Source organism: Endozoicomonas sp. ALC013 (assembly GCF_049310205.1).
Classification (GTDB): domain Bacteria; phylum Pseudomonadota; class Gammaproteobacteria; order Pseudomonadales; family Endozoicomonadaceae; genus Endozoicomonas.
This window is the reverse complement of the sequence record NZ_JBLYNS010000043.1, coordinates 14,203-35,223: the sequence shown is the minus strand read 5'-3', so window position 1 is coordinate 35,223 and position 21,021 is coordinate 14,203. Positions and strand designations below refer to the sequence as shown.

Annotated in this window: 14 protein-coding genes; 8 read left to right on the top strand and 6 right to left on the bottom strand. The window is 50.0% G+C overall.

The features are described from left to right. Nucleotides 1–220 precede the first annotated feature (220 nt). Nucleotides 221–2,344, bottom strand: a complete 2,124-nt coding sequence (locus ACO6V1_RS10240; RefSeq protein ID WP_422448702.1) for a hypothetical protein — start codon at nucleotides 2,342–2,344, stop codon at nucleotides 221–223. A 315-nt stretch (nucleotides 2,345–2,659) separates the two neighbouring features. Beyond that, the gene (gene ffh / locus ACO6V1_RS10235; RefSeq protein ID WP_422461342.1) at nucleotides 2,660–4,066 is read right to left on the bottom strand and encodes a signal recognition particle protein; all 1,407 of its coding nucleotides are present in this window, start codon (nucleotides 4,064–4,066) and stop codon (nucleotides 2,660–2,662) included. A gap of 595 nt (nucleotides 4,067–4,661) precedes the next feature. On the opposite strand from ffh, the gene ACO6V1_RS10230 reads away from it, so the two are divergent. Further along, on the top strand, nucleotides 4,662–5,462 hold the full coding sequence (locus tag ACO6V1_RS10230; RefSeq protein WP_422448698.1) for a cytochrome C assembly family protein: 801 nt from the start codon (nucleotides 4,662–4,664) through the stop codon (nucleotides 5,460–5,462). A gap of 431 nt (nucleotides 5,463–5,893) precedes the next feature. Here ACO6V1_RS10230 and ACO6V1_RS10225 read toward each other — a convergent pair whose 3' ends face one another. Further along, the gene (locus ACO6V1_RS10225; protein ID WP_422448696.1) at nucleotides 5,894–10,873 is read right to left on the bottom strand and encodes a hypothetical protein; all 4,980 of its coding nucleotides are present in this window, start codon (nucleotides 10,871–10,873) and stop codon (nucleotides 5,894–5,896) included. Nucleotides 10,874–11,137: 264 nt separating this feature from the next. On the opposite strand from ACO6V1_RS10225, the gene ACO6V1_RS10220 reads away from it, so the two are divergent. From ACO6V1_RS10220 to ACO6V1_RS10205, 4 genes are all read left to right on the top strand, one after another. After that, nucleotides 11,138–12,394 carry an HlyC/CorC family transporter gene (locus ACO6V1_RS10220; protein WP_422449561.1) on the top strand — a complete coding sequence of 419 codons (1,257 nt, stop codon included), beginning with the start codon at nucleotides 11,138–11,140 and terminating at the stop codon, nucleotides 12,392–12,394. An 87-nt stretch (nucleotides 12,395–12,481) separates the two neighbouring features. After that, nucleotides 12,482–12,958, top strand: a complete 477-nt coding sequence (locus tag ACO6V1_RS10215; protein WP_422448694.1) for a hypothetical protein — start codon at nucleotides 12,482–12,484, stop codon at nucleotides 12,956–12,958. Between the two features lie 91 nt (nucleotides 12,959–13,049). Further along, the gene (locus tag ACO6V1_RS10210; protein WP_422448692.1) at nucleotides 13,050–13,631 is read left to right on the top strand and encodes a chalcone isomerase family protein; all 582 of its coding nucleotides are present in this window, start codon (nucleotides 13,050–13,052) and stop codon (nucleotides 13,629–13,631) included. Between the two features lie 43 nt (nucleotides 13,632–13,674). After that, nucleotides 13,675–16,860 carry a cytochrome c peroxidase gene (locus ACO6V1_RS10205; RefSeq protein ID WP_422466767.1) on the top strand — a complete coding sequence of 1,062 codons (3,186 nt, stop codon included), beginning with the start codon at nucleotides 13,675–13,677 and terminating at the stop codon, nucleotides 16,858–16,860. 44 nt (nucleotides 16,861–16,904) lie between these two features. Here the strand turns inward: ACO6V1_RS10205 and ACO6V1_RS10200 are convergent, their stop codons facing one another. Further along, nucleotides 16,905–17,510, bottom strand: a complete 606-nt coding sequence (locus tag ACO6V1_RS10200; RefSeq protein WP_422448688.1) for a CoA pyrophosphatase — start codon at nucleotides 17,508–17,510, stop codon at nucleotides 16,905–16,907. Between the two features lie 67 nt (nucleotides 17,511–17,577). Here ACO6V1_RS10200 and ACO6V1_RS10195 point away from each other — a divergent pair, with 67 nt between their 5' ends. From ACO6V1_RS10195 to ACO6V1_RS10185, 3 genes are all read left to right on the top strand, one after another. Next, nucleotides 17,578–17,850: a hypothetical protein gene (locus tag ACO6V1_RS10195; protein WP_422448686.1), complete on the top strand. Its 273-nt coding sequence runs from the start codon at nucleotides 17,578–17,580 to the stop codon at nucleotides 17,848–17,850. A 139-nt stretch (nucleotides 17,851–17,989) separates the two neighbouring features. Next, a complete protein-coding gene (locus ACO6V1_RS10190; RefSeq protein ID WP_422448684.1) occupies nucleotides 17,990–18,580 on the top strand; it encodes a hypothetical protein in 591 nt (196 codons plus the stop codon). Nucleotides 18,581–18,877: 297 nt separating this feature from the next. Then, nucleotides 18,878–19,423: an NUDIX hydrolase gene (locus tag ACO6V1_RS10185; protein WP_422449560.1), complete on the top strand. Its 546-nt coding sequence runs from the start codon at nucleotides 18,878–18,880 to the stop codon at nucleotides 19,421–19,423. On the opposite strand, the gene ACO6V1_RS10180 is transcribed toward ACO6V1_RS10185, so the two are convergent. Both ACO6V1_RS10180 and ACO6V1_RS10175 read right to left on the bottom strand, forming a co-directional pair. After that, complete coding sequence (locus ACO6V1_RS10180; protein WP_422448682.1) at nucleotides 19,398–19,778, bottom strand: hypothetical protein; 381 nt, start codon at nucleotides 19,776–19,778, stop codon at nucleotides 19,398–19,400. The two genes, ACO6V1_RS10185 and ACO6V1_RS10180, sit on opposite strands and share 26 nt — an antisense overlap. 2 nt (nucleotides 19,779–19,780) lie before the next feature. Beyond that, on the bottom strand, nucleotides 19,781–20,947 hold the full coding sequence (locus ACO6V1_RS10175) for a 1-acyl-sn-glycerol-3-phosphate acyltransferase (RefSeq protein ID WP_422448680.1): 1,167 nt from the start codon (nucleotides 20,945–20,947) through the stop codon (nucleotides 19,781–19,783). Between the last annotated feature and the right edge of the window lie 74 nt (nucleotides 20,948–21,021).

Here is a 21,021-nt window from a genome sequence, read left to right as displayed (position 1 = left end):
GGTCTTGTGCGCCCTGAACAACCATCTCGTGTAAGCGTTCAAGCAAGGGGCTGGCACTCCCTGCTTGTCGAGGTCGGCTTTTAATTAATGGATTGGCCCCGAATTTTCCAGTCCAGAGTCGTGGAGTCAGTTCCCTGATACCACGATCCGGGTGGAGGCTGATACGCTGTAGAACATCAACCGGCTCGGGCTCAGAGTAACAACCGCCTGTGAGAATCGTTTATGAATCAGGCTTTTGTGTCAGAATAACCAGAGCTGCTGATTTCCCCAGATTGGCGACCCTTCGGCTTGCCGAGCAATAGGCATCGAATTGACTTTCACTGTCATTATTAGCGGCTTGTAACATTTCTTGAGTTTCTTCAGCCCCGGTCAGCGGCATTTTGACGACTAAGGGAACTGTCTCAGTGCCTTCCATGTTTCCCATGGAGTCAGCATAATGAAGGACGTTGCCTTCTTTACGCCAGCCCACAAAATGGCCTGTTTCAATAGTGACCGCGCCAGCGAATTCGTAATCCTTCTTTTTTCCGTTGGCAGTGGGAATAGAGACATCTTTCCACCACTCCAGCTCGGGTCTGATCTCGGTTCCAAAGTTGGGGATGGTTACCAACAACACTTCCGGGGAGTGATGGTTATCAGGTAACAACTCTTTGAATGCACAATCATCAAGTTCCATTCCTTGCTTAGTGTTCCTGAGCCAATTATCGATCAGCTCTTGCAGGGTTGTTGCCAATCGAGAAGAGGTTGCGGTTATTCTGCCACTTACAGGTTCGTCTTTGTTAAAGCCGGTTAGCTTATGATTAACGAATATCTGCACTCCCTGGCTATTGATAAATGATGAACTAACGGTACGGGGAAAGTCGCCATAGAGATAGTGTTCTTCAACCTCGGCTGCCATCTCCCTCGATTTATTCACCGGGTCACCAAAATATACAAATTTTCTACCGACCAGATTGCCTGTGCTGCTTTCATATTTATCCGTACATTTTATGGCAAGTTCCTCACCCCGTTTGTATTCGTCGACAGTCCAAAAAAATTTTGGCGGGTTGGAGTGGGGTGGTCCTTTTGGTTGTTCTTTATTGTTCACTACTTTGGTCAGGCCTGCTGGTATTGTAATTGAGGGAATTCTATCATCCCTGAGACTGCTGACTGGTTCCTGTGTGTCACTGATAGTGACGAAGCCATCCCCGGCTTCAATCGATACTATTTTGTGCTTCAAAGAGGACTCTGTATATTTAAGGATATCGAAATTTTCGGATGGGACTTTTCCAGCATCCGGATAATCATAGATGCGTTTGAGGATTGTGGTGATAATATCCGATATTGAAAGGGGCATGCTGAGTGTTCCATTGCGGAGTTGGAACAGTGTTCTTATGCGGTCCAGGCCCTCATCGGCAATGTAGCCTTTATTATTTTCATCAAAGTGAAAATGTTCGCATATCGGTAAAAATTCATCCAGAGTATTGGCATCTTGCATTTTGCCTTTCGATTTTAGTTTACTGGCTCCGGCACCAATCTCGCCAATCAATGTATTCAATGCGCCTTTGTTTGATAGAGCCATAAAAAAGGCAGCCAGTGCACAGTTGTTGTTTTTTGCCTGGATGCCTGAATACATGGTTAATGAAACATTGCCGAATGAGTGTATTAGCTGTGGCGTCGGAGAAGGGCAGGCCGCGCTGGTTGGGCTCTCCGGTTGCTTCTTAACTACTTGCCCCTCGGATATATCTCTCTGGGGAAGTTCTTGCGCTTGCGGGATGCGTTTTCGCTGTTTCGGATCAGGTTTTTGCGTCTGCGGGAGAGATTTTGAGCCAATGGATTTTCGAGGTTTTGGAACAGGCGTTTGTTTTCGTGGATCAGACTTTTGCTCTTGCGGATCAGACTTTCGCTCTTGCGGATCAGCTTTTGGCTTCTTCGGATCAACCTTTGGCTTCTTGGGATCAGGCTTTTGTTTTTGAGGGATAGTTCCTGTGTAGTACATCATTAAGCCATAGAAGGCAAGATGCGAGCCATTAATGGATGTTGGGGGGGGGCTATCCGGAGGAGATGATGAGGGCGAGTCTTGATTGGGGCTAGCTGATGCCTCTTCCGATCCGGTATCAGTCTTTGGAGCAGGGGGGGGGGTTGGTGTGTGCTGGTTAACGGGAATTTCGATCATTCGATTTCGAATCGGAATGTCACCGACATTACTCTCGCTGGTGCAGTTGGCACCATCTCTTGTCAAGCCGAATGAACCCAGGCAAACACTGTTGCTGCGAGGACGGCCAGCTGTAAAGTCTTGATGTTGCGGGTCAGGTTGGCTTGCTGGCAAGCTTGAATAATCATGGTTGGGCCGGGTAATCTTATCCACTTCGAATACTCCATTATGCTGATGGTCAAAATTTAATTTTTTATAAGGTCATTGCTCGTTTTGGTTTATGAAAATAAATGCCTTATTCATTTGCCCGGATTTGGGTCTCTGAACAGGAGCAGTGATTAAAAACAGAGGTCCTTTACCTGACCTGATTTCTAATTGCACAGAAACTTTGACAGCAAAAATTCGTAAATGTTCGGAATGTGGATTTTATTTATTATTCGGGATTGAAATAAATTATCGATTTCAATGAAAATTGTTATTAAATTCAAATGGCCAGCCCTGTTTTTGGAGCTGGCCATTAATGGGTTGTTAAAACGGAAACTTTTTGCCGCCACCGGGAGGCATCATGCCACCCATTCCGCCGGGTAGCTGGCCTTTCACGGACGACATGCCTCGCATCAGTTTGCTCATGCCGCCTTTTTTGGTGACTTTTTTCATCATTTTACTCATCTGCTTATGCTGCTTGATGAGTCGGTTGATGTCCTGGATCTGGGTGCCGGAACCAGCGGCTATGCGCTTTTTACGGGATCCGTTCATGATGTCCGGGTTGGCGCGCTCAGCCGGGGTCATGGAGTTGATGATGGCTTCCATCTGGACAAAAATCCTGTTGTCCATCTGACCCTGAAGCTGTGGTGCCATGCCGCCCATGCCGGGCAGTTTGTCCATCATGCCGCTGAGTCCACCCATTTTTTTCATTTGCTGCAGCTGGTCACGGAAATCTTCCAGATCAAACCCTTTGCCTTTCTTCAGCTTGCTGGCCAGCTTGTCCGCCTTGCTGCGGTCCAGCTTGCGCTCGGCTTCCTCGATCAGGGAGAGAATATCCCCCATGCCCAGAATGCGCGAGGCAATACGGTCCGGATAGAAAGGCTCCAGGGCATCGGTCTTCTCGCCCATACCGATAAACTTGATGGGCTTGCCGGTGATCTGGCGCACCGACAGCGCTGCACCACCACGGGCATCACCATCCGCCTTGGTCAGGATAACCCCGGTCAATGGCAGGGCATCACCAAACGCCTTGGCGGTATTGGCTGCATCCTGACCGGTCATGGCATCCACCACGAACAGGGTTTCTATGGGGTTGATGGCGCTGTGCAGCTGCTGGATTTCAGCCATCATATCGTTATCGATATGCAGACGACCGGCGGTGTCGACAATCAGGACATCCGCGTGCTTGATGCGGGCTTCATGAATCGCGCCATTAACAATATCCACCGGTTTCTGGTCAGCAGACGACGGGAAAAAGTTCAGGCCGGTTTCCTGGGCCAGGGTTTCCAGCTGTTTGATCGCCGCAGGACGGTAAACGTCGGCACTGACCACCATAACGGATTTCTTCTGGCGCTCTTTCAGCCATTTACCCAGTTTGGCCGCAGAGGTGGTTTTACCGGCACCCTGAAGACCGGCCATCAGGATCACGGCCGGTGGCTGGGTGGCCAGGTTCAGTTCGTCGTTGGACGAACCCATCACCTCAATCAGTTCATTCTGGACAATTTTGACAAACGCCTGGCCCGGGCTGAGGCTGGACTGAACCTCCTGCCCGATGGCCCGGTCCCTGATCCGGTTGATAAACTCTCGAACCACCGGCAGGGCAACGTCTGCTTCGAGCAGGGCCATGCGCACTTCGCGCAGGGTGTCCTTGATATTGTCTTCGGTGAGTTTGGCCTTCCCGGTTACGGTTTTCAGCGTACGGGACAGGCGTTCGGTTAAATTTTCGAACATTCTGGGAATTACCCTGATCTAAGGTGTTTATGCGGTTGAACGCACAGAATGTCGGCCATTATATAGGAATCAAAACTAAAGCGGCATCCATTTCAGTGGATCCGGTGAAAGGTTGTTTGTCTAGCGCCGGGTAATATGACAAACTGCCGATGCTGCTTTACGTTGAAGCCCTGGTGTAGAAAAGCGTTGACATCCGTACACTTCGTTCATCCTGTGCTTGTCGAAGGATGGTGCCACCGTACTTCGACAAGCTCCGCACGAACGGTATGGGTAACAACGCTTAGCTGCGCTAGTACATGGTTTCAATGAGTTTGACGGGTTGTCGTGCCACCGCACTCCGTTCGTCCTGAGCGGAGTCGAAGGGCGGAAACTCCGGACTCTGACCGTGCCAAGCACCCTTCGACTCAGCTAAGGATGCACGGACGAAGGGTGATTGGCACAGTACTCAGGGTATGGCGTTTACGTCTTTCGACTCCGCTCAAGACGAACGGAGTTTGGAGGTCAATAAAGGATCCCATCAATTACATTGAAACCGTGTACTACTAGAGGGCTTCCTGCTTTTTTTGCTGCTTTGGGGATAAATAGGCTTTCGCTAATGAGTGTCATGTTCGTCAGTATGGGTGCGCTTGGTTGCTATCTGGCAGGCACGGTTGGGCAGGGGTTGCGAAACAGTGGGCGTGAAATGCCCAAATCGCTGGTTCTGTTGATTACCGCCCTTGGCCTGATTTTCCACATTATTGCGTTATACATTTCCATCCATACTGATCGGGGCATCAACCTTGGCGTGTTCACCATGGGGTCGCTGACCTCTATGATGGTGACCATGATGGTGCTCCTGAGCAGTTTGAAAAAACCCTCGGAAAGCCTGCTGGTGATGATTCTGCCGGTCACCATGCTGGCCATTGTGCTGGCACTGCTGGCCCCGGTTGAACATATTGTCTGGAACACCGCATCATCCATGGTTTCCCATGTGCTTCTTTCGGTTATGGCCTATGGCATTCTGATGGTGGCGGCATTTCAGGCCATTCTGCTCTCCTTCCAGGAACACCAGCTGCGCACTCACCGGCATACCATCAGAACACTGCCGCCGTTGCAAACCATGGAGCGGCTGCTATTTGAGTTTCTGGTCCTTGGGGTTATTTTGCTGACACTCTCGCTGGGCAGTGGGTTTCTCTTCCTGGAAGATATGTTTGCCCAGCGGCTGGTGCATAAAACGGTATTATCCATCACCGCCTGGTGTCTTTTTGCCGCACTGTTGATTGGCCACTGGCGATTTGGCTGGCGTGGGCAGACGGCTGTTCGCTGGACTCTGGCCGGTGTCCTGTTTCTGGTACTTGCTTACTTTGGCTCAAGACTGGTGCTTGACTGCGTGGTTTCCGGGCAGTCCTGCTTTTGAAGGGGCTTGTTCCGGAGAGTTATCAAAAACGGGGAGGCGTTGGGATGGTGGGCGTGCTGGAGTGTCGCCAGGAGGTTGTCCGGGAATAGACCTGGTGCATGGTTTCAATGTCATTGATGGGTTCTCTTTATCAATGGCACCCAAACTCCGTTCGTCCTGAAGCCTGTCTAAGGGCGGAAACTCCGGGCTATGATAGATCGTGCCAAGCACCCTTCGACTCCGCTCAGGGTGAACGGAGATTGTACACGTCAAACTCGTTGAAACCATGTCCTGGTGCATGGTTTCAATGTATTTGATGGATTCTTTCTATTAATGACTCCCAAGCTCCATTCGTCCTGAGCGGAGTCGAAGGGCGTAAACACCACACCCTGAATAAAGACTGTGCCAATCACCCTTCGTCGCGATTTCAGCTCTTGAATCCCGATGCCGTCTTAATTCGTGGTTGGCAGGGATGTGTCAATCACCGTCCTGTCACGCAACCATGAATCAAAACGATCCGTAATCAACTGATTGCACGCCTGCTGGTTGTTTATATGCTTTGCCATGTTGGCGTTATAGTTATCCAGCCAATGTTTTTCTTCGGGATTATTTGCCAGCAATAATTTCATAAACTCCCTTGTGGTCTGGGGGCTAACGGCAACATTGTGCTGACTCAAACAGTGTTTGGCGATTGCTAATTTACGCTCTTCAGAGCACTCTTCCCAGAGTTGATCAATATATTTCCGATAATCTTTGAGGTGATACCGACAAAGATGGGCTCTGTAACTATCCAGATTATAAAGAGGCAGGACATTGGATACCGGGTGCGATGTCGTGCTATTTTCTGTGCTTTGGCTGCCGGACTCAGACATGCTATTCCGGTCATTGTTGTGATCATCCGGGTTGTTGATATTGACTCCAAATTCCCGGTATTCATTTTCGGATTGAGGGAACATCACAAGGTTAATCATATTTAAAATCAACGCCAACACTGCTTCCTGGGGCAGATCATTGCATTCGTCGGGTTTGAAGGTAATTAATTCATTCAGTGGGCCACTTTTCCCCCCGGGATAATTTCCTTCTTTCAGGAGGACGGTTCTGAAATCAAAGAACAGATCTCTGAGATCGTTGATTTCGCCAGTATGGAATTCTCGATTATTCCTGATAAACCGTATTGCATGGTCAATATTTTTGAATTTAATGTTGAGCAATTCATTGATCATGCCAATAAGTTGATGTGGATAATCCCGGATAATCTCTTCCATGTGTTGTGACAGGATATCCCGGCTTAAACGATCCAAAGGTACTGAGGAACGGCGCAGAAAATGATTGTTCATCATCAACTCCAGCCATTGTGCCAGATTGAACTCACCCTGCTGATTAACACACGACTTATAAATGAGTTGGGAAAGCTGATTGATTCTTTTAGATTGGTAGCCATCGCACTCAGTTTCAGGGCCAAAACTGGCATTGTCCAATATCGACGATGAAAACGGCTCACCTTGAAAATAACAACTGCTAAATGAAATGTTGTCAACGGTCAGGCGGTTTAACACCTCTGTGTTGAAGGTGCAGCTCTTGAAGTTAACGGATTGCAACACGGTAGCGTTCATGGAACAGTTGCTAAAATCAATGCCATATATTTCATAATCACCCCTCAGCTGCAAGCCATCCAGCGAATCCAGCTTTCCCTCCAGCAGATGGGGGTTTTGCTCAACCAGCAACTGAATGCTCTCTTCGCCACACGCCTTGATGAGATTTCTGATGTTTTCGTCAACCTTGCTGTATTGATAGGTTAACTCATGGTAACAGTTGGACCAGGATTGCTGAAAAAGCTGTTCCAGCGGTCGCCCGTCGGGCCAGTGGGTATAGCGTTTCTTCAGGGTATGCAACAACTGTTGCTGATCTTCAGGAGAACTGATCTCAAGTTTGTTCAACTCATCATGCAAGGACAGAGGATTGGAAAACCAGGTTTCCTGATCCTCATCTCCCTGGATCAATTTCTGGTAATCATCCACTGACTGCGGAATGACTTTCTGATTCTCGATGTAGGCTATCAGTTCGGGGTATTGGTCTTTATTAAAATGCTGGTGATCTCTAAAAAATTTTGTATCCAGGCGGCGAAGTGCTTCAGGTTGCAGGACCACAGACATGGCGCCTGTGTATTCTTTTTTGGACTGATCCGCCAGATTATTTGCCTGCTCCAGGTCCATGATTCGGGTAAATACTTGTTTGGTGTTGAAATTTATTCTGAAGAACATACCCCCGGCATTCCCGGACGGTTTTATCCCTATCTGAGAACGTCGCCCAAAGGAGATCAGAGCCGCTTCATTTTGCAGGCTCTCGTTGACAAACTTGCTACTGCTCCGGTACTGGTCTGGACAAAAGTTTATACTGTGGCCGGGGCAGAACTTCCTTGCCGGGTCTGCCCCAATGCCATGGGGAAACCCCGGGCGGTTATGCACCCGACGTCCTGCGCGAATAAGGGAATGGCTGTCGCAATCGAGCAGTTGTTCATCATTGACGTTCAGCGACTGTTTAAGAAACGCTTTTTTGCTGGTGTTTACCGGAATATTGGTATCCGCTGCCACGGCGAGGTTCATATCACCAAGGCAGCCGTGGAAGTCGGCCAGGGCGTCCAGCCATTGCTCTTCCAGGTCAACAGTATTTGGCCGCTCGCCATCAATGCCCAGCCCTGCCAGTTCCCTGAACAACGCCTCAACCACGGATTTATCGTGTCCTGGAAAGGTGATGATCAGTTGATTTTCAAAGGTAAGGGCATCAGGCAGGTTCGGAGGAAAAAACAGTAGACTGCCGCCCTCACAGACGTCCGCTTCGAGTTCAACCCCATGTACCGGTGAGGCAGTCAGACCGCCTTGATCCAGCTGTTCCTGATTCAAGTAACTGACGCTCTGGCCTGTCAGTTTGGCAAAACCGTGGCTGAATTCAGCCAGTTGTATTTTTGCATCAACTTCTTCGCCGGTTCTTGAGCTGACTCGTGCAGGAAACTCAGGAGCAGGCAGGGGAAGTTTAATTGATGGCAGTTTTTCAATGGACGGCACGTCGGCCGTTAGCGCTGCCCGGCACTTGTCAACAATGTCCTGCAGAGTCACCACGGTCTCGTCAATGGTATCGTGATGCTCATTACACCATCGTGTTTTATCGTTGGTCAGCTGCCTGGCCAGGCCGTGACAGTCATTGGCCAGGCTGGTCAGCTCACTGCGCCAGTCGCGGTAATTGCCGTTCAGGGCATGGTTGGCATATTTAACCCGGCTGGCCAGAAGGTGTAATCCCCGTTCCAGGGCCAGGTTATCCGCCAGTTTGTTGCCGGCTTCGGGGGATAACTGGAGGGTCATCCGGGTAATGGGTTGGCCATTGGCATCCAGTAATTGGCTAATGCCGATCTGTCCGCCCTGGATATCCCGGCCTTTGACCGGCAGCCAACCGCCCCGGATACCCGCTGCCGCAATCGCCTGGTATTCCGCCATGGAAACCCGCTCACCTGCCGCCACGGTATGGGGCAGGCGGGTGGTCAGCCAGGCAATACGATCGTGAATGGTTTGCCGTAACCAGCTGCGGTCGCCGGGCAGAAAACCGCTGTGTTCGATCAGTCGGTCCAGGGTCTGCCAGTCAAGCTGGTGCAAGATATCTTTCAGGGTATGGCCCAGCAGGTCATCATCCAATTGTGCCAGAATATCGACGCAGGGGTTGTGGATGGGCAGCGAGTTCATGGAGGGTGCCTGAGGGTTCCGCAGTTTATTCAGCAGCACCGGCATGGAGGAAAAATCATCCGCTTTGGGAGTGGGCTCTGGTTTCTCAGGACACGGGTAGCGAGTTGCCATCCCGGCAAAGTCCCAGTGGAACATCACCGGCTCCCCTTCCGGGGTCAGTTCAATGCCCTCCCAGTCACTGTTCACCATATTTTCGTTACCGACAATCACATTGATCAGCAGCAATCTGGCCCACTGCTCGGAAGATAACGAGCGCAGGGTTTCCTCCCCGCCTTTGAGCTTACCCTGCCATTGTTCGGGGACAGGACTGACCAGATAAAAATGACCCTGTTCCTGATGGACAAAGCTCTCGGGTACGGTGATGCCCAGCAGTCGGGCCAGGTTGCCCATCAGTCGCTGGTTTTGTGCACTCAGCTCACCGCTGGTCGGTTTGATGTAATAGACCTGTTGGCTAACGGGATCGCTATACAGCCCCTTTGGCCAACTGCCCTGGCACTCTTTTATATCCGCACCGGTCAGTTGTGCCAGGGAGAAAGAGGGTGCCTGTGGTTCTGCCGGGTGTTCGGTATAAGGGGAGATTAACTCCCGGATAACAGCGGACTGTTCACCTATGCTATAAAGCTGATAACTGAATGGCGAAGGATGGTGTTCCCACCGTTTTTTCCTGTTTTCACACTTGCTGGCGGCACCGATGCTGAAGAAGTGTTCGCGATCTGTGGCGCTGTCCTGCAACTTGATCGGAAACCAGAGATCACCCTGCCTGGCAATCACCCGGCAGACTTCTTCGGCCAGCTTGCGCCACTCTTTCCTCTGTTGATCATCCTGACAGGCAGCAAAACATTCCAGCCGGTCCATGTAAAAACATTCCCTTACCCGCATAACCTCCAGTGTATCCGCATCATGGAGCAGACTGCGCAGGGTCTGTATCGCCTCTGGCAGAAGCTCGCAGCCCTCAGGGTTATCCTTGTGGCATATGGCTTCACCACACTGCCAGGCCAGAGACTGCGCCATGCCGCAGTTGCGCAGGTGTTCCATCAGGTTGTCAGCACTGGCTCGCTCCCACTCCTCCGTATCGAGCCCATCGCCTTCACGGCCGGTGTCGTGAAACAGACAGGCTTTGATCAGCAGCGGTACCATGTGGTCGGGAAATGCCAGCGCCAGGGGATCGCGGTGCTGTTTGCGCTGTTGCAAGAGGGCTACGGCCCAGATTGCCGTCCGGCAACTGTGCTGGACACCATGAACGGGGCGGGCAATGGTCTGGGCATCAGGTGAGACACTGGATGGAAAATAATGCTGTAGCAAGGTCGTTTTCGGGATATCACTGGAGTCAATCAACGATTGATCAATGATCGGAAGATTGGACGACTCAGTTTCGGCTTTGGCTGTTTTCGGAGGGGTTTTTGTTGGCTCTATAGTTGGGGTTGCCAGTGCTGTCTCAGTGATTTTCACAGCCGGGTTATTAATGACTGCTACTTTAGGCTCTGGCTTATTGGTGAAATCAACATTGGTCTTCAAAGCCTGACTGGAAGAACCAGTAATCGGCAGGATTACCTCTTTGCTTTTTCCAACTTCTCTGGCAAAGGCGGTGCTTGTCTTAACCATTTGGTTAGATAAACTAACACAACGTTGATCAGGCAACTCTTGTTCTTTTGTTGCATCTATTGTTTTAAAGTCGAGTGTTCTAATACCGAGCGGATCCATGCTTGTTACCTCCTCTGGCAATCCTTGCCGTTTCGATGTGATTAAGTTAAACCGAAATAATAATAATTTGGACAGTTCACCCATTAATTAGTTCAACCAAAGCGTCCAATGCACCTGCTGGCTTTTCATGGTTCGGTAACCATACGAAGTCAGAAAAGTACAGGCTCACTTCATATTGGCAAACACCAGGGCTTGGGACTTCGCCCTGAAGCAGGTAAAATAGGTAATTTTACCGCATCGGTTCTGACAAAAGGCGACAACTCGTTGAGTGAAGCACCCTTAAGCGCATTGATTGGCGCACTGATTTTTCTTCTGCTGTTTTCTGCATTTTTCTCCAGTTCGGAAACCGGGATGATGGCCATCAATCGCTATCGTCTCCGGCACCTTGCCCGCAAGGGTAACCGGGCAGCGAAAAGAACCAGCAGCCTGCTGGACCGACCTGATCGACTGATTGGGGTCATTCTGATTGGCAACAATTTTGTTAACATTCTGGCCTCTGCCCTGGCCACCATTATTGCTGTCCGCCTCTGGGGAGACAGCGGTATTGCTATTGCCACCCTGGGGTTGACCTTTATTGTGCTGATTTTCGGTGAGGTGACGCCCAAGACCATCGCTGCCATGTATCCGGAAAAGGTGGCTTTTCCTGCATCCATGGTGCTGGTTCCTCTGTTGAAGGTGCTCTATCCGATGGTGGTGCTGGTGAACTGGATCTGCTCTTTGCTGATGAGGCCGTTAGGAATACGGCCGGGCCAGGAAGGTGAGGATCAGCTGACCAGTGAAGAGTTGCGGACGCTGGTGAATGAGTCCGGCCTGCGCCTGCCGAAGAAGCGCCGTGGCATGTTGCTGGGCATTCTTGACCTGGAGAAAGTGCGGGTTGATGACATTATGGTACCCAGAAATGAGGTCTACGGTGTCGATATTGAGGATGATATTAAAGAAATTATTCTTCAGCTAAGGGATTGTCAGCATACCCGCCTGCCGGTGTATCGCGGTGATATCAATAATATTGTCGGTATACTTCACATGCGCAAGATTGCCCGATTGCTGACGCTGGAAAAGGTCAACAAGGCAACACTGTTGCAGGAAACCGCTGAACCGTATTACGTTCCGGAATCTACGCCTCTGCATACCCAGTTGTTCAATTTCCAGAAGGCCAAGGAGAGAACCGCCCTGGTTGTGGACGAGTACGGCGATATTATGGGCCTGGTGACTTTGGAAGATATTCTTGAGGAGATCGTCGGTGACTTTACCACCGATGTTTCTGACAGCAGCCAGGATATTACGCCCCAGGGGGATGGCAGTTATATCATCGATGGCTCAGCCTCCATTCGGGATGTTAACAAGGCGCTGGGCTGGAATCTGCCAACGGACGATGCCCGAACCATTAATGGCCTGATTACGGAAGAGATGGAAGCCATTCCCGAGGCCAGCGTGTGCTGGAAAATCAAGAATTGCCGTTTTGAGATCCTGCAGGTGAAAGATAACCGGATCAAGAGTGTCCGGATGTTTATGGCGAAATGAATACTCTCTTTTTTTGACAGAATGGGAAACTTTATGCAAACACCACAGTCAGAGTTCAGGTAAATAAACTTAAGTAAGGTTGAGGTTATGAATGCAACAGGCTGTATGGCAACTATTCGAAGTGCTTTTTCGGAAATTACGCCAGCGCAGGAGAATGCTATTGAATATGTGGCTTTAAGCGGTGGTATGCTCTGCGCTGGATGTGGCGCTGGTGCAACATCCGCGTATCTGATCACTTTGTGTACAAATGCTGGAATCCTGAAAGCATTATGTCTGGGTGGTGTTGGTGGTGGCTGTGCGACTTGTTCGGCTTTAGTGGCTGAAGATTTACTCTGGTACCGTAGTATATCTGTGCCTGATGAAGCCACCCCCAATCAATTGGCAGTGGTGAATCAGCCAGGAAGTACCTCGGTGCTTGACGTAAGCCAGGCTAATGAAGCTCTCAATAATAGTGGTGTTTGCTGTGAAGGCGATGACCAAAAGACAAAAGGTGTACCTAATTCTTCAATTGTTTTGACGGAACCACTGCCCTATGAAGAGTCACCCTTTAAGAAGATAAATTAGAGTGTATTTGCCCAATAACCTGTGAATCCTTTTGGCGAATTTATTCGTACAGCCAGATAATAACTATTAAAAATAAGGCAAAGGTTTCGCCATGAAAAAAAATGGAGTCAGGTTCTACGTTGCCGGTCTTTCCAACGTAGCCATTTTGCTGGTTCTTTTGATATCCCTGTTCTCTGCAAAGAGTTTTGCCCGGGACTCTATAAAAAATGATAAACAGTATTATCCTGCCTGGGAGCAGTGGCAGACGGTTGGGCATTCAACCTTGAAATGGGGCCTATGGGATATTTACGATGCCCAGTTGAAAACGCCCTCCGGCCGTTATGACGTTGCTGAACCCGCTTCCACTGATGTGGCGCTGCTTATCGACTATCGACGAAAGATCAGTAAAAAACGGTTGCTTTCGGCAACAGACCAACAGTGGGCTCACCTCGGGGTATCCCGGGAGAATAGAAAACGCTGGCTTAAGCAACTCAGCAAAATATGGAAGGGCGTTCGTGCGGGTGACCGCCTGGTTTTTGTGCTGTCGGCATCCGGCGGACGCTTTTATTTCGGCCACCGTTTTCTGGGCAGGATTGACGATGTGCGGCTGGCCCGAACCTTTCTGGATATCTGGCTTTCAGACAATACCGCCTACCCGGAACTCCGGCAACAGCTTATCGGGAGTAAGCGGTAAACGCCCAGTCAAAAGTTACTGATTGCTCTGTCGATGATAGCTAATGAAGAATTTCATTAGTTTGATTGCTATGAACAATAAAACCGTATTCTTTTATCTTGGCGTTGTCTTTTTTGGGCTCTCCCGGTTTGCAGACGCTGACCTGTTAACGGATATCTCAGACGCATCCATCGGAAAGTTGCTCCGATCCCATCAGATTACCGGCACACCTGAGCCGGATACACCTGTGGAGCCGTTCACCTCTCCAGTGGTGAAGTTAGGCAAAAAGTTATTTTTCAGCCCCGATTTAAGCCTCAGTGGTGCCGTATCCTGTGCCAGTTGCCATCATCCCCAAACCGCTGGCGGTGATGGTCTGGCACTGCCCGTCGGCGTGATCGTTAACGACCACAGGCTGTTCGGGCAAAAGCGGCTGGATGCCCTGAAAGGTTTATATCCGGACCAATACGAAGAGCTGCTGATCCCCAGAAACTCACCGACGGTATTTAATGCATCGCTGTACAGAGAGAATCTATTCTGGGATGGTCGTTTGCAGTACCTTCAGGAAGCGTTACCCGACGCTGGCATGGCCTCACCTTCCTGTGGTGTTGGTGGTAATGGACGGCTGGTGCGTCTTGGTAATGGCTATTCCAATCTGCGACCGGAATGCTATGAGGAGAAGAACCTGTTGCAGGCACAGGCCCGGCTGCCGATGGTCTCTCCCTTCGAAATGAAGGGCCTGAAAGATGCGCATTACAATCACCATGAACTCTATGAAATCATCATACAACGACTTCAGTCTAACCCGCAGTGGTGCAGCATTTTCCGGCAGGCATTTGCCGAGTCAGAGGCAGCCACTTGCCAGGAGATGATCCATATCGACCGGGTTACCGAGGCATTATCCAGGTTTCAGGGGCACCTGGTGTTTATCGACAATGCTTTTTTTCGTTACGTAAAAGGCAAAGGTGATTTGACACCCTTGGAAAAAGAGGGGCTAAAGCTCTTTTTTACTCCAGTGGTTCGCAATGGTGCCGGTGCCGGTGCCGGTTGCGCAGGGTGCCACAGTGGCAATCATTTGTCCGATGAGCGGTTTTACAATATCGGTGTTGCGCCCTACGGACGGGGAGCGAATGGGCGCGGCCTGGACTACGGTCGTAAAAATTTCAATTTCAGGCAGATGCCCTATTCGTTCCGTACCCCAAGTCTGCTGAATGTTGCTTTGACAGGGCCTTATTTTCACAATGGTTCAGCCGGGTCTCTTTATCAGGTAATAGAGGCACATACGCTGCACTGGCAATTCCAGCAGATGGATGACAGAAAAAATAAGCCGTCAATAGCTCAGACTATCCGCAATACAGCGAAGCAAGGCCCGGGTTACCTGCGGCTGCCTTACCATTTGAAACCCTCTCAGATTGAGGCATTGATTGCGTTTCTTAACACATTGACAGATTCGTGTGTGAATAAACGTCAGTGTATAGACTATCTGGTTGACCGGCAGCCCATTATTACGGAACAGGATAAGGCAGACGATGTAAAGCAATCGGCGCTGCCTTTGGTTCCAGCACCAGATTTATCAGGTGAACGGGTGGCTGTACCACCACCTCCCGTTCATGGATGTGGGCGAAATGCCACCGACATGAAATCTGTTGATGCTGTTACCACACCGTTGACGAATATCACCCGGTCCAGCGGTCTGGACCATCGGCGGGTTATTGGTCTGATTAAGCCCGGGTGGATCATGGATATCGTCAACTGGTCTGGCGTGTCGGCATTTGATATTGATAACGATTGCCTGGACGATTTGATTTTCAATGATAATCAGGGGAATGTCATTGTCTACTATCAGCAGCCATCCGGTGGGTTTCGAAAAGAGATGCTGCCGCTTGAGAAAATCAATACAACCGGTGCCATTACTCCGCTGGTGGCAGATATTGATGGTGACTACAAGGCCGATCTCTTTCTCGGGAACAGTGGCAGTTACTTTCCCCAGATTATTTTCAATATGGTCGAAGCGCCATCATCCATGGTGCTGAGCAATGTTCAGGGACCGACGTTAAACGCCAGTTTTGGTGATCTTGATCAGGATGGGCATCTGGATATGGTGATGGCCTTCTGGCGTAGCTACAAGTCAGCACGTCAGCCACAGGTGTGGCGCAATCATGGCTATCGTAACCTGCGGCCTGAGGGCATCGCCTATCCCGGGCTGAGGGGCAGCTATGGAGAGCTATTGCATGGGGATGGCGTGATTCACCAGCAGCATGATCTGCCGTTGTTTGGGGACAGTGATTTTACCTTTACCCCCAATATGGTCGATTTTGATAATAACGGTGTTCCGGATGTGCTGTTGACAGCCGATTTTTTTACCTCGCAACTGTGGCAATCAACGTCTGAAGGCTTGCAGGATATTACGGATATTAATGTCATTAATGGCAGTTTTGGCATGGGGGCAGCCATCGCCGATTTTGATAATGATGGTGACATGGATTGGTTTGAAAGCAGTATTTACAGCTCTGAGCGGAATCGGAAATACACCGGAAACCGGCTATATGAAAATATCGGCAATTTTAACGTCCGGGAAGCGACCGAAAAAACAGGTTTGCAAAAAGGAGGCTGGGGCTGGGGCAGTTGTGCTGCTGATTTTAATAATGACGGTTTGCTGGATATCTTTCATGCCACCGGTTATGGTGCCCTCCCGGAAACCGCTGTTTTTAATTCCGGGTTGGAGAAACAGCAGAACCTTCAGTTTTTGCAAAGCCACGAGGCATTTAATAACGCCAGACCAAGGCTGTTTATTAACCAGGGTGGCATGACATTTTCAGAGGAGTCTGCCGCATGGGGGTTAACTGAGGTGAATGATGGTCGTGGCATTGTCTGCTTCGATTATCAGCAGGATGGTGATATTGATATTGTCATCAGCAACTGGGAAGGCAGGCCAACGTTCTATCGCAATAACAATACAGAGAACAATGACTGGCTATCGGTAAAGCTGGTGGGTTTGCCGGGAAATACCGAGGCGTTGGGAGCCAAGCTTTATCTGCATACTGATCAGGGGGTGCAGTATCGGGAGTTGCGCTTTGAGAACAACTACGTATCGGCCAACCCCAGGCAGTCTCACTTTGGCCTGGGGCGGGACAGGAGCATTGACAAACTGGTGATTGAGTGGCCTGCACCTGACCGGGAATCAACAATAATAACTACACCGGACAAAAACCAGCGACTGGTTATCTATCACCCGGCCCTGGAACAAAACTAAATCATCCCTTAAGTAGCTGGCCATATGGAATCGAATATTTCTGGCTACTTATGCCGGGGGAAATGGCTGTTGAAGTGAGGAGCGTTCAGTGAGATGTCGGCATCCAGGGTAATATTCAGGAACTCCACCAGCATCACGGCAGTCAGCCCCCAGATCAGATACTCGCCATAGTAAAAGGACGGCATCATGTAGTCATGGTTGCGCAGTTTCCAATGGTTGAACGTCAGGTTGTCCTTGTCCAGAAAGTAGCTTAACGGGACTTTAAAAATACGATCCAGCTCCGCCATATTGGCTCTTAGTGGCGTGTCTGCGGCAATAATCCCGACAATAGGGGTGACTTCCAGACCAAAGCGCGAGACCACCGAGCCGGTTTGACCAATGATTCTGACGGCTTCCGGAGGGAGGGCGATCTCTTCAAAGGACTCCCTCAATGCGGTCTGGACCAGGTCTCTGTCGGATAAGTCCCGCTTGCCTCCCGGGAACGCAACCTCACCACTATGGGTGCTCATGTGGGGAGCCCGCCGGGTAAACACCAGCTCTGGTTCCGGTGCATTGGTAATGGGTATCAGCACTGCGGCTTCTGGCAGTTGGGCATTTATTGTTCTGGGCTGGTGGTTTTGCAGCCGTTCTTCAACCTGGTTCAACATCATGGTGACTTCAGAGGCATCCTTGCAAGGGACTTGAATTTATCATAAGTAGCTCAGCCGGATTTATCCAGTGTTCTTGGGGGCTATTAACATTTTGTTGCCTGCACAGAGTGAGTGGTCATTCTGCCCTTTATTAACTCTTTGTCGTGTATCCAGCATCGACACGCAGAAGTCTCTCTTGCTCAAAAAGCATCCTGACTCAGAATTTATCGGTGACATTGCCAGTGCTTTCAACTTTAAACGAGAAGGACTGCAAACCATTCTGGAATCCGCAATGCTCGGGAATCCAACCCTTGTTGTGGTTACCACAAAAGACCGACTCGCAAGATCAGGACTCTACTAACTATTTGGAGTACTCATCTTGTTCAGTCTTGATAATTGTTTCGAAGCTTTATTGTGGCTGTAGAAATGTGAAAGTTATTTCAGGACAGTTCCTAATAATGTCTACCCTAAGAGATCAGTTTCACCTTGAGGAACTGATTATGCAAAATGTAAACTCTGGAGCCACTTCATCACAACTCACCGGTTATGTTACCCCACCGGTTGCGGTTGGTCGTTCACCATCTCCCCCCGTCGCCGCAGTTGCCAGCGTGCCTCCGACTCCTGGCCTGAGTCCGGAACTATGCCTGCAAGAAGAAAAAATGTCGACCAATGGTACTAAACCTGTAACAAACAGAAATGTGGCACTTTCGGCACCGAGTGCTCAACGTGATGAAATCAGCAAACCTTTTCGAGACGGTGGTAACCCTGATACCGCGGGTATTTCATCCACAAATACCGAAAAGAGGATTATAAGTGACATGAAGGATGAGTTGATAAAACTCGTTGGCCCTCTGCTTTGGAATAATGCTCGCATTTGTGGGCTGGCACTCACTGGCAAAACCAGAGACCAACTTAAGTTCAAGGTGACGGCGGATTATGATTGCAGCCCGGAAGAAAAGCGGATGTTGCTCGCCGAAATAGAGCGCTTCATGCAAGATAATGTTCCGCAGAGGTTGCGAAATGAGTTCAAACTCGTAATTGATTACATTGGGCCTATAGAAGCCTTGAGTTCTGGCCCTGTAAATTCATAAGCGAAAAATTTGGCAGCAATCAGGATGCCTCCCTTAGTTCTTGTTCTTAAGGTAGACATTAAGGATTCTTCATGATGGTAAACTGAACCCTGTCCTCTTTCAGTGTTTGATGAGGGGGGCTGGTTGACAGGTGTTGCGGGTCTTGCATTGGAACCTCAAAGGAAAAGAAAAGCTTTTCCCGTTAATGAAGCAAGTAGATCGACAGTTTGTTCATCTCTGAGGTTTTGTTACTCTGTTATTGTCCTTCTTTACCCGTCTGCCAGAAACAAGGAGTGAACGTTGATGACAGGATCCTCTATGCATTACTGCAGTGTCTGCGGTCATAAGACTCAAAGAAAAGTGCCTGAAGGGGACCATCGCCTGCGGGATGTGTGTAATCACTGTCACACGATTCATTATCAGAACCCCAGGGTTATCACCGGGTGCCTGCCCGTTTACCAGGATAAGGTATTGATGTGTAAACGGGCGATCGAGCCCAGAAAGGGGTTCTGGACACTGCCCGGTGGTTTTATGGAGTTGGGCGAAACCATCGAAGAGGGAGCGGCACGGGAAACCCGCGAAGAAGCCTGTGCGGATGTTACTATTGAGTCACTGTATACGCTGTTTAATGTGGTGCATGTAGGTCAGCTGTCGGCTTTTTTTCTGGCGAGACTGGAACGGCCGGACTTTGCCCCGGGGGAGGAGAGTCTGGAGGTGGCCCTCTTTACAGAAGATGAGATTCCCTGGGACCAACTGGCATTTTCTACCATAAGCCGGACGCTTCGCTATTATTTTGCCGATCGTCGGGAAGGCGTATTTCCCATGAGGCTTGAGTATGTCACGCCTCCGCAGCGGCAAGACTGACCGGGTGAAAATCGAAGGCAGGCATTTCATAAGGGTGCGCCCGCAGTAGCGCCTCAATGGCGGGTTTTAAAAACCGCTCCTGACAAAGCATTTCTACTTTCCAGGTTTCTTCTGAATGGATTTCGCCGGGTTGCCCGGAGAAGGGCTGGCTTCCCGGCAAGGGGCGAAACTGGCCGGTTCCCGGGGTTTGCCAGCAACAGCAATCATAGGTTCCATAACGACCAGCGCCGGCAGCGAACAGGGCCTCCTTGACTGTTTCAAGCCAGGGGGAGGGAATCATTACACTGACTTTGTACACCTGCGTTTCAGACTGGTGAGAAAGGTGCGCTTCATGTTGTGCAGATGATTCCTTCATGCTTATGAACCGTAGCGGAAGCGATTAATCACCGGCTGGGCATACATCTTTAGGAACCAGGGGCGGTATGGCTCAGGGCAGCGCTGCAGGTGTCGGGTAAATTCATCGCGCTTTTTCTGCAGATCGATGGCCGGGAATAACTGTTCGATCCCCGGAACCTGAATAACCTGCTCATGCTGGTTGATCTCACTGCTGATCGCTTCCCAGGCAAACAGGTTGGATGTCTGCAACTGATAGTTATGGTGAATCTGATGGTTAACCTCTTGAACCACCGAGGCGGCATCTTCAAAGTCTTCTGTCAGCGGTTTGCCAAACGCAACATGCACATGCCCTTTGTAACCATCTATGCCGGTGACGATGCTTTTCAAATCTTCATCGTCGGCTTTCTGATACTGACCGGTCTGTTGTTTCTCATAGAGTTCCCGGGCCTTGTCGCAGTCGCATGGGTCGAACTCGTAGGAGATGGAGACCGGTACAATATTCAGTGAGCGAATATTGTCAGCAAAAGCGCCCTGCCTGCCACGACGGCTCAGGTTAAACATCTTGATAATGGCCGGATCGGTCTGGTCATTACCATCCTTGGCCCGGCCTTCGCTCTGGGCAATCCAGACCGGCTGGCCTTCATCGATGCAGTGATGAATGTAGGCCGAGAGGTTCTGGAAGGCGAGCAGCTTTTCCCGTCGTCCGGACAGTGAGCGTTTGACGATAAAGCTTTTGTTCAGACGCATCAGGTCACTGACAAAAGGGCGTTTGACCAGGTTGTCGCCAATGGCAATCTGGCAGGTTTCCATATCGTTAAGGTAGAGCGCGTAGTTGACCAGGGCCGGATCCAGAACAATATCCCGATGGTTGGACAGAAACAGATAGGCCTTGTCCTTGTTCAGGTGCTCAATGCCGGAAAAAGACACCTTATGGGTGGTGGTTTTGATCACCCGGGTCAGATAGGGCTCGATGATGGCCTGAAAATCCCGGACATTATGGATATTCCGTGTTTTGTACTTTAACGCCAGAGAGGTGATCCAGGCCATGGCTCCGGAAAATTGCCGGGTTAAACCGGGGTAACGGTGCTTTGCCAACACATGGAGCAGGTCTTTATCAGTTAACAGGCGAGCCAGTGTAGGCCGGACCTCATGGTCATGGTAAGGGCGGATATCGTCAAAAGCTTCCATTTGTGCCAATGCTTTGAGGTCAGATAAGGAAAAAATCGTTATTGATCGACGGGCTATTATATTTCATGGATTGA

Excerpts from the sequence above, each read along its gene's own strand:
- ffh (WP_422461342.1), bottom strand. The coding sequence starts at position 4,066 with ATGTTCGAAAATTTAACCGAACGCCTGTCCCGTACGCTGAAAACCGTA.
- ACO6V1_RS10230 (WP_422448698.1), top strand. The coding sequence starts at position 4,662 with ATGAGTGTCATGTTCGTCAGTATGGGTGCGCTTGGTTGCTATCTGGCA.
- ACO6V1_RS10225 (WP_422448696.1), bottom strand. The coding sequence starts at position 10,873 with ATGGATCCGCTCGGTATTAGAACACTCGACTTTAAAACAATAGATGCA.
- ACO6V1_RS10215 (WP_422448694.1), top strand. The coding sequence starts at position 12,482 with ATGAATGCAACAGGCTGTATGGCAACTATTCGAAGTGCTTTTTCGGAA.
- ACO6V1_RS10210 (WP_422448692.1), top strand. The coding sequence starts at position 13,050 with ATGAAAAAAAATGGAGTCAGGTTCTACGTTGCCGGTCTTTCCAACGTA.
- ACO6V1_RS10205 (WP_422466767.1), top strand. The coding sequence starts at position 13,675 with ATGAAGAATTTCATTAGTTTGATTGCTATGAACAATAAAACCGTATTC.
- ACO6V1_RS10200 (WP_422448688.1), bottom strand. The coding sequence starts at position 17,510 with ATGATGTTGAACCAGGTTGAAGAACGGCTGCAAAACCACCAGCCCAGA.
- ACO6V1_RS10190 (WP_422448684.1), top strand. The coding sequence starts at position 17,990 with ATGCAAAATGTAAACTCTGGAGCCACTTCATCACAACTCACCGGTTAT.
- ACO6V1_RS10185 (WP_422449560.1), top strand. The coding sequence starts at position 18,878 with ATGCATTACTGCAGTGTCTGCGGTCATAAGACTCAAAGAAAAGTGCCT.
- ACO6V1_RS10180 (WP_422448682.1), bottom strand. The coding sequence starts at position 19,778 with ATGAAGGAATCATCTGCACAACATGAAGCGCACCTTTCTCACCAGTCT.
- ACO6V1_RS10175 (WP_422448680.1), bottom strand. The coding sequence starts at position 20,947 with ATGGAAGCTTTTGACGATATCCGCCCTTACCATGACCATGAGGTCCGG.